Genomic DNA, 6463 nt, shown 5'->3' on the forward strand with positions numbered 1-6463 from the left:
TTTCCACATCGAAAGGAGTCGGCCCATGGAACCTCAAATTATGGTACGCGATATCGTGTTTCGTTACCCGGGACAAACCGAGCCTGCCCTTAACGGGTTGTCGCTCGATGTATACAAAGGGGAATGGCTCGCCATCGTCGGCCATAACGGTTCTGGCAAGTCGACTTTAACGAAATTGTGGAACGGGCTTTTGCTTCCCCAAGAAGGAGAGGTCCGGGTAGAGTCACTCGATCCGACGGACGCCACAGACGTGTGGGACGTCCGGAAACGGGTCGGTGTCGTCTTCCAAAATCCTGACAACCAGTTTGTCGGGGCGACCGTGCGCGATGATGTGGCATTCTCTCTCGAAAACATGGGACTTCCACGTCAAGAAATGGTTCGTCGAATTGATGACAGTCTAGCGCGCGTTGGATTATCGGAACTAGCGGACCGTGAACCGCATCAGTTATCCGGTGGACAAAAGCAGCGTGTTGCGATTGCTTCGGCTCTCGCAATGCGCCCGCATGTCCTCGTGCTCGATGAAGCGACCTCGATGCTCGACCCGATTGGGCGCAAAGAGGTGTTACAAACGGTACGACAGCTCGTCTCGGAAGGGATGACCGTTGTCGCCATTACCCACGAGCTCGACGAAGTGTTGTTTGCTGACCGTATCATTGCCCTGTCTAAAGGCGAAATTGCCATGACAGGCACTCCTGAAGACGTGTTTCAACGTCCGGACGCATTACGTGCCATTCAACTGGATGTGCCGTTCATTGTCAGGATGCAACTCGAACTGAAGGAACGCGGCATTCCACTCGATCGTCTGATGCTACAACATTCGGAGTTGGTGAATCATCTATGCCGATTAGCATTGAAGAAGTGACCTATTTGTACCAATTGAATACTCCGTTTGAACGAACCGCGCTGCGCGATGTGAATGTATCCATTCCGTCGGGAGCGCTTGTTGCGTTTCTTGGCCATACCGGCTCAGGGAAGTCGACACTCGTCCAACATTTGAACGGATTGTTGCGCCCGACGAAAGGGCGTGTCGTCGTCGATGACATCGAAGTCCGGGCCATCACGAAACGTCGTGACAAAAAAGAAAGCTTACTACCGCTTCGGCGCCGCGTTGGGCTCGTCTTCCAATCTCCCGAACATCAGCTGTTCGAAGAGACGGTCGAACGCGACGTCATGTTTGGTCCGCGCAACTTCGGCGCGACCGAGGCCGAAGCGAAAGAACGGGCCCATAAAGCCTTACGTCTCGTCGGGCTAGACGAGTCGCTGTGGACCCGTTCACCATTTGACTTGTCTGGGGGTCAGATGCGTCGTGTGGCGATTGCAGGCGTGCTTGCAAGCCGTCCAGACGTCCTCGTCGTCGATGAGCCGACAGCAGGACTCGATCCGCTCGGGCGCCGCGACATGCTCAGTTTGTTCAAACGCTTAAAACATGAACTGGATTTGACACTCATCCTCGTGTCGCACGACATGGACGATGTCTTGACGTATGCCGAGCGTGTCGTCGTGATGGAACGCGGCGCTGTCGCCTTCGACGGGGATCCGTTCGACTTATTCCGTGATGAAGCGCTCGTCACGTCGTTACAACTCGACGTTCCGAACGTGCTCCGGATGGCCCAAGCGTTCGAGCCGACGTTCGGGACAATCCCGCCGGCATTACGGACCGAGGCGGAACTTGCCGATTGGATTGCGCTGCATCTTCGGAAGGAGGGGTCCGTTTGATTATCGGGCAATATATCCCGGGACACTCGTGGCTCCATTCGCTCGACGCCCGGGCGAAGACGTTGTTCGTCCTCTTGTTTATCCCGATTGTCTTCTTGGCGGATAACTTATGGACGAACGTATTTTTGCTGGCGTTCACGTTGTTCGCCGTCAAACTGTCCCAACTGTCGTGGCGTTTTCTGTGGAACGGTTTACGGATGATCCTGTTCTTGATTATCTTCACGCTGTTCTTGCAACTGTTCTTCAATCGGGACGGGCAGTTGCTCCTTTCGATCGGGCCGTTTGCGATTTACTCGGAAGGGATTCGGATGGGGATGATCGTCTCGCTCCGTTTCTTCTATCTCGTCATGCTGACGACGCTCGTGACGCTCACGACGACACCGATGGAACTGACCGACTCGATCGAGGCCGGACTCCGTCCGCTCGAACGGTTCAAAGTGCCGGCCCATGAGATCGCCCTCATGTTGTCCATCTCACTTCGTTTCTTGCCGACGCTTGCCGACGAGACCGATCGCATCATGAAAGCCCAACAAGCTCGCGGCGTCGATTTGAAGAGCGGCCCCGTTAAAGACCGGTTGAAGGCGGTCGTCCCACTCATGATTCCGTTATTCGTATCGGCGTTTAAACGGGCTGAGGATCTCGCCACGGCGATGGAGGCCCGCGGGTATCGTGGGGGGGAAGGACGGACAAGATGGCGTGAGATGACGTGGCATCGCCGTGATACGGGCTTACTCGTCGCGTTCGTCGTGTTGACACTCATCTTATTAGGATTGCGAGGGATTGGATGAGACGGATTAAATTGACGATCGCTTATGACGGGACGAACTACGCAGGCTATCAAGTACAACCGAACGGCAACACGATTCAAGCCGAGGTCGAGGCCGTGCTAGCGCGGATGCATGGGCAACGCGTTAAAGTCGTCGCCTCAGGCCGCACCGATGCACGTGTTCACGCGAAAGGCCAAGTGCTCCACTTTGACACGCAGTTACAAATGCCGGCGGACCGGTTCGTCAAAGCGTTGAACGCGATGCTACCGGACGACATCCATGCTTGTTCGGCGGAAGAGACCGAAACGTCATTTCACGCCCGTTACGGGGCGAAGCGGAAGGAGTATCGGTACGTCATCCGCCAGGACGTGGATCCGTTTCGTCGGCACCATGCCGTGACGGTGACATATCCGCTCGACGTCGAGCGGATGCGACAAGCACTCGCTCACTTGGTCGGGACGCATGACTTCACGTCGTTCTCCGTGACGAAGGCGGAAGTCGAGGATCGTGTCCGGACCATCTATGAGGCAGAGCTCGTCGAAACCGGGGAAGAGATGTACTTCCGGTTCGTCGGGTCGGGGTTCCTATACAATCAAGTCCGCATCATGGTCGGCACCGTGCTTGACGTCGGCCGCGGGAAGTATGAGCCTCGGGACATCGAGCGAATGTTGGCGGAAAAAGACCGTCGGGTTGCTGGAATTACGGCACCGCCGCACGGCCTTTATTTATGGAATGTGAATTATGAAAAAGTAGATTGACATTCCCCTTATAAAATCGTATCATATTCATTGGCATTTCATTTTCATATTGAGAGATGAACCACAATCTTAGCCCCGTAAACTAGGATTATGATAAAGCATCACCCAAGCAGTAAAAAAATTAAGCGAACAGACATTTTAGGAGGTATTCCACATGCGCACGACATTCATGGCAAAAGCATCTGAAGTAGAACGCAAATGGCTCCTTATCGACGCAGAAGGCAAAACACTTGGTCGTTTGACTAGTGAAGTAGCATCACTTCTTCGCGGTAAGCACAAGCCGACTTTCACACCACACGTTGATTGCGGAGACCACGTCATCATCATCAACGCTGAGAAAATTCACTTAACTGGTAACAAGTTGAATGACAAGATCTACTACCGTCATTCAGGTCATCCAGGCGGTTTGAAATCACAAACTGCAAAAGAGCTTCTTGCAAAACGCCCAGAGCGTATGCTTGAACTCGCGATCAAAGGGATGCTTCCAAAAGGATCACTCGGTCGTCAATCATTCAATAAACTCCACGTTTACGCTGGAGCTGAGCACAAGCACGAAGCACAAAAACCAGAAGTTTACGAACTTCGCGGTTAATCGGGACACAGGGAGGAACTAAACGATGGCAGATGTACGTTACTACGGAACAGGCCGCCGCAAACACTCGGTGGCTCGCGTTCACCTCGTTGCAGGTGACGGTAAAGTTGTTGTAAATGGCCGTGATATCTCAGAATACTTCGGTCATGAGACTTTGATCATGATGGCTAAATCACCACTCGTATTGACTGAAACAGAAGGTAAATACGATGTAATCGTTAACGTTAACGGTGGTGGATACACTGGACAAGCTGGAGCGATTCGCCACGGCGTATCACGTGCGCTTCTTCAAGCGGACCCAGAATTCCGTCCAGGCCTCAAAGAAAAAGGCTTCTTGACTCGTGACGCACGTATGAAAGAGCGTAAAAAATACGGTCTTAAAGCAGCACGTCGCGCACCACAGTTCTCGAAGCGTTAATCTTCGGGCAAGTTGGTCTTTTACTCTCCCCCTTTCTGGGTGGAGAGTTTTTTGTATGCAATTTACCGATTTCTGTTTCATCAAGAAAACGCTTTTTTTGATATACTGTTAGCGAGACAGAAATTAGGGGGAAATGACATGCTTACAGTCGAACAAGTTCGTGAAGAATTAGCGGGGTTAGTCGATCCGACAATTAACCGTACGCTTGGAGATACAGCTGGTGTGAAAGACATCCGAATCAAAGAAGATTACGTGAGTGTGAAAGTGGCGCTCGGTCAAACCGGGAGCGGCGAACAGTTGCAACTGCAGCAAGAGATTGTGACACTCTTAAAAGGGAAAGGCTTCAAGACGGTCGGCCTTCGCTTTGAGGCGCTCAATGACGAGAGTTTGAAAGAAGCGACGAAACCGGCTATCTTGCGTGAAAACTCAGGAACGACGTTTATCGCCATCGCCTCAGGTAAAGGTGGCGTTGGTAAATCGACCGTATCCGTCAACTTGGCTGTCGCACTCGCGCGTGCCGGTAAAAAAGTCGGATTGATTGATGCGGACATTTACGGTTTCAGTGTGCCGGACATGCTCGGGATTGAAGAACGTCCGGTCGTGCGCGGAGAGAAGATTATCCCGGTCGAGCGGTTCGGTGTCAAAGTCATCTCGATGGGCTTCTTCGTCGAGGACAATGCGCCGGTCATTTGGCGGGGGCCAATGCTCGGGAAGATGCTCAATAACTTCTTCAATGACGTCGAGTGGGGTGATCTCGATTACCTGCTCCTCGATTTGCCGCCAGGAACGGGTGACGTCGCGCTCGACATCCACTCGATGCTCCCAGCTTGTCAGGAGTTGATCGTGACGACGCCTCACGCCACGGCAGCGTTCGTCGCGGCCCGTGCCGGTGCGATGGCGATTAAGACGAACCATAAAGTACTCGGCATCATCGAGAACATGGCTTACTTCGAGAGCAAGGTGACAGGCGAGAAAGAATACGTCTTTGGTTACGGTGGTGGGGAGAAATTGTCTGAAGCGTTGAAGAGTAAGCTGCTCGCCCAAATCCCGCTCGGCCAACCTTATGACAATGAAGAAGACTTTGCGCCGTCGGTCTACCGTGACGGCCACCCGTTTGAAGCGACTTACGATGAATTGGCACAAGCGGTGATTGAACAAATAGAAGGGTGAATGGTTAACAGATGAAAGTACAAGGTTTTTTACGGTTGTTTTGGACAACACTCGTCTTCGGGACATTATTTGGGTTCGTGATGAACTTGTTGGCGAACCCGGGTTATTTAGTGAGTCAGTCATGGGCCGCCATCGTGACGGCACTCAGTTATTCAAGCACGTGGACCGGAATCAGCATGATGGGCTTTTTTGCTTATTTGATCGTGCATCGTGTCGGACTGGATTTATTTCGTGGACCGAGGCTTTGGAATCGTGTCCAAGTGCTCTTGATCGCCTTCGCCTTATTTGATGCAGTCTACCTTCGTATGCTTGCGTTTAGTAACGATCATATGTGGCGCTATATCGGAGAGATGGTCGTGTTAGTCATCGTCTCTTGGATTGTCGCGACGAGCAAGGCGAGACAGACGAATGCGAGTGCGTTTATCCCGACCCTCTTCTTGATGATTGTCATCACGTTGATTGAATGGATTCCTGCGCTTCAAACGACAGATGAGGTCGCGCTTCTTTGGCCGGCCTTAGCGACGCTTGTGTTCGCGAACGCGTATCAAGTGTTGATGTTGCATCGGTTCCAGGCGCCTGTTGAGGCACCGGTCGAGGCGCGTCAGCCAAAAGGTTCGAAAAAACGTGTCACGTCAAAGTCGTCTTAACTGAAAAGTCGAGAAAGGGGAACGTCCGACTGGATGTTTCCCCTTTTTTTGCTACAGGAATGATCAGGCGAAAGAAATGCAAAAAACAATAAAGTTTTTTTAGAAAAACAGTTGACGAATATTAGGGGCGCTGATATATTAATAAACGTCGCTGCTGTTCCTTTCGGAACATCAGAAAGTAAGTGAAAAAAATAATAAAAAGTGATTGACTTTCACAAGTCGAATCGCTATTATTAAAAAGTCGCTAACACGACAACGAATTGGTCTTTGAAAACTGAACGATGAGGCAAAAATAAGTTTTACAATTTTTGAATGAAGCGCAAGCTTCGTCATTTCAAGAGCTATATCAAATTCTTTGGAGAGTTTGATCCTGGCTCAGGACGAACGCTGGCGGC

Annotated in this window: 8 protein-coding genes; all 8 read left to right on the top strand. The window is 51.6% G+C overall.

Features of this window, described 5'->3' with window-relative positions; genetic code table 11:
- The first annotated feature begins 25 nt into the window (after positions 1 to 25).
- Positions 26 to 862 (top strand): energy-coupling factor transporter ATPase, encoded by an 837-nt coding sequence (locus KNP76_RS09975; RefSeq protein ID WP_034804059.1) that lies wholly within the window; start codon positions 26 to 28, stop codon positions 860 to 862.
- The gene (locus KNP76_RS09980) at positions 838 to 1716 is read left to right on the top strand and encodes an energy-coupling factor transporter ATPase (RefSeq protein ID WP_214844440.1); all 879 of its coding nucleotides are present in this window, start codon (positions 838 to 840) and stop codon (positions 1714 to 1716) included. Before KNP76_RS09975 ends, KNP76_RS09980 begins: the two co-directional genes overlap by 25 nt.
- Complete coding sequence (locus KNP76_RS09985) at positions 1713 to 2504, top strand: energy-coupling factor transporter transmembrane component T family protein (protein ID WP_034804065.1); 792 nt, start codon at positions 1713 to 1715, stop codon at positions 2502 to 2504. The genes KNP76_RS09980 and KNP76_RS09985 overlap by 4 nt, the downstream gene beginning before the upstream one ends.
- The gene (truA, locus tag KNP76_RS09990) at positions 2501 to 3241 is read left to right on the top strand and encodes a tRNA pseudouridine(38-40) synthase TruA (RefSeq protein WP_214844441.1); all 741 of its coding nucleotides are present in this window, start codon (positions 2501 to 2503) and stop codon (positions 3239 to 3241) included. Before KNP76_RS09985 ends, truA begins: the two co-directional genes overlap by 4 nt.
- A gap of 154 nt (positions 3242 to 3395) precedes the next feature.
- Positions 3396 to 3833, top strand: a complete 438-nt coding sequence (gene rplM, locus KNP76_RS09995) for a 50S ribosomal protein L13 (RefSeq protein WP_024372202.1) — start codon at positions 3396 to 3398, stop codon at positions 3831 to 3833.
- Positions 3834 to 3858: 25 nt separating this feature from the next.
- Positions 3859 to 4251, top strand: a complete 393-nt coding sequence (gene rpsI / locus KNP76_RS10000) for a 30S ribosomal protein S9 (protein WP_034807525.1) — start codon at positions 3859 to 3861, stop codon at positions 4249 to 4251.
- 138 nt (positions 4252 to 4389) lie between these two features.
- Positions 4390 to 5421: an Mrp/NBP35 family ATP-binding protein gene (locus KNP76_RS10005; protein WP_214844442.1), complete on the top strand. Its 1032-nt coding sequence runs from the start codon at positions 4390 to 4392 to the stop codon at positions 5419 to 5421.
- An 11-nt stretch (positions 5422 to 5432) separates the two neighbouring features.
- Positions 5433 to 6068, top strand: coding sequence for a KinB-signaling pathway activation protein (locus tag KNP76_RS10010; RefSeq protein ID WP_034807521.1), 636 nt, complete (start codon positions 5433 to 5435; stop codon positions 6066 to 6068).
- Positions 6069 to 6463 lie beyond the last annotated feature (395 nt).

Source organism: Exiguobacterium sp. s150, from assembly GCF_018618435.1.
In the GTDB taxonomy this organism is placed as follows: domain Bacteria; phylum Bacillota; class Bacilli; order Exiguobacteriales; family Exiguobacteriaceae; genus Exiguobacterium; species Exiguobacterium alkaliphilum.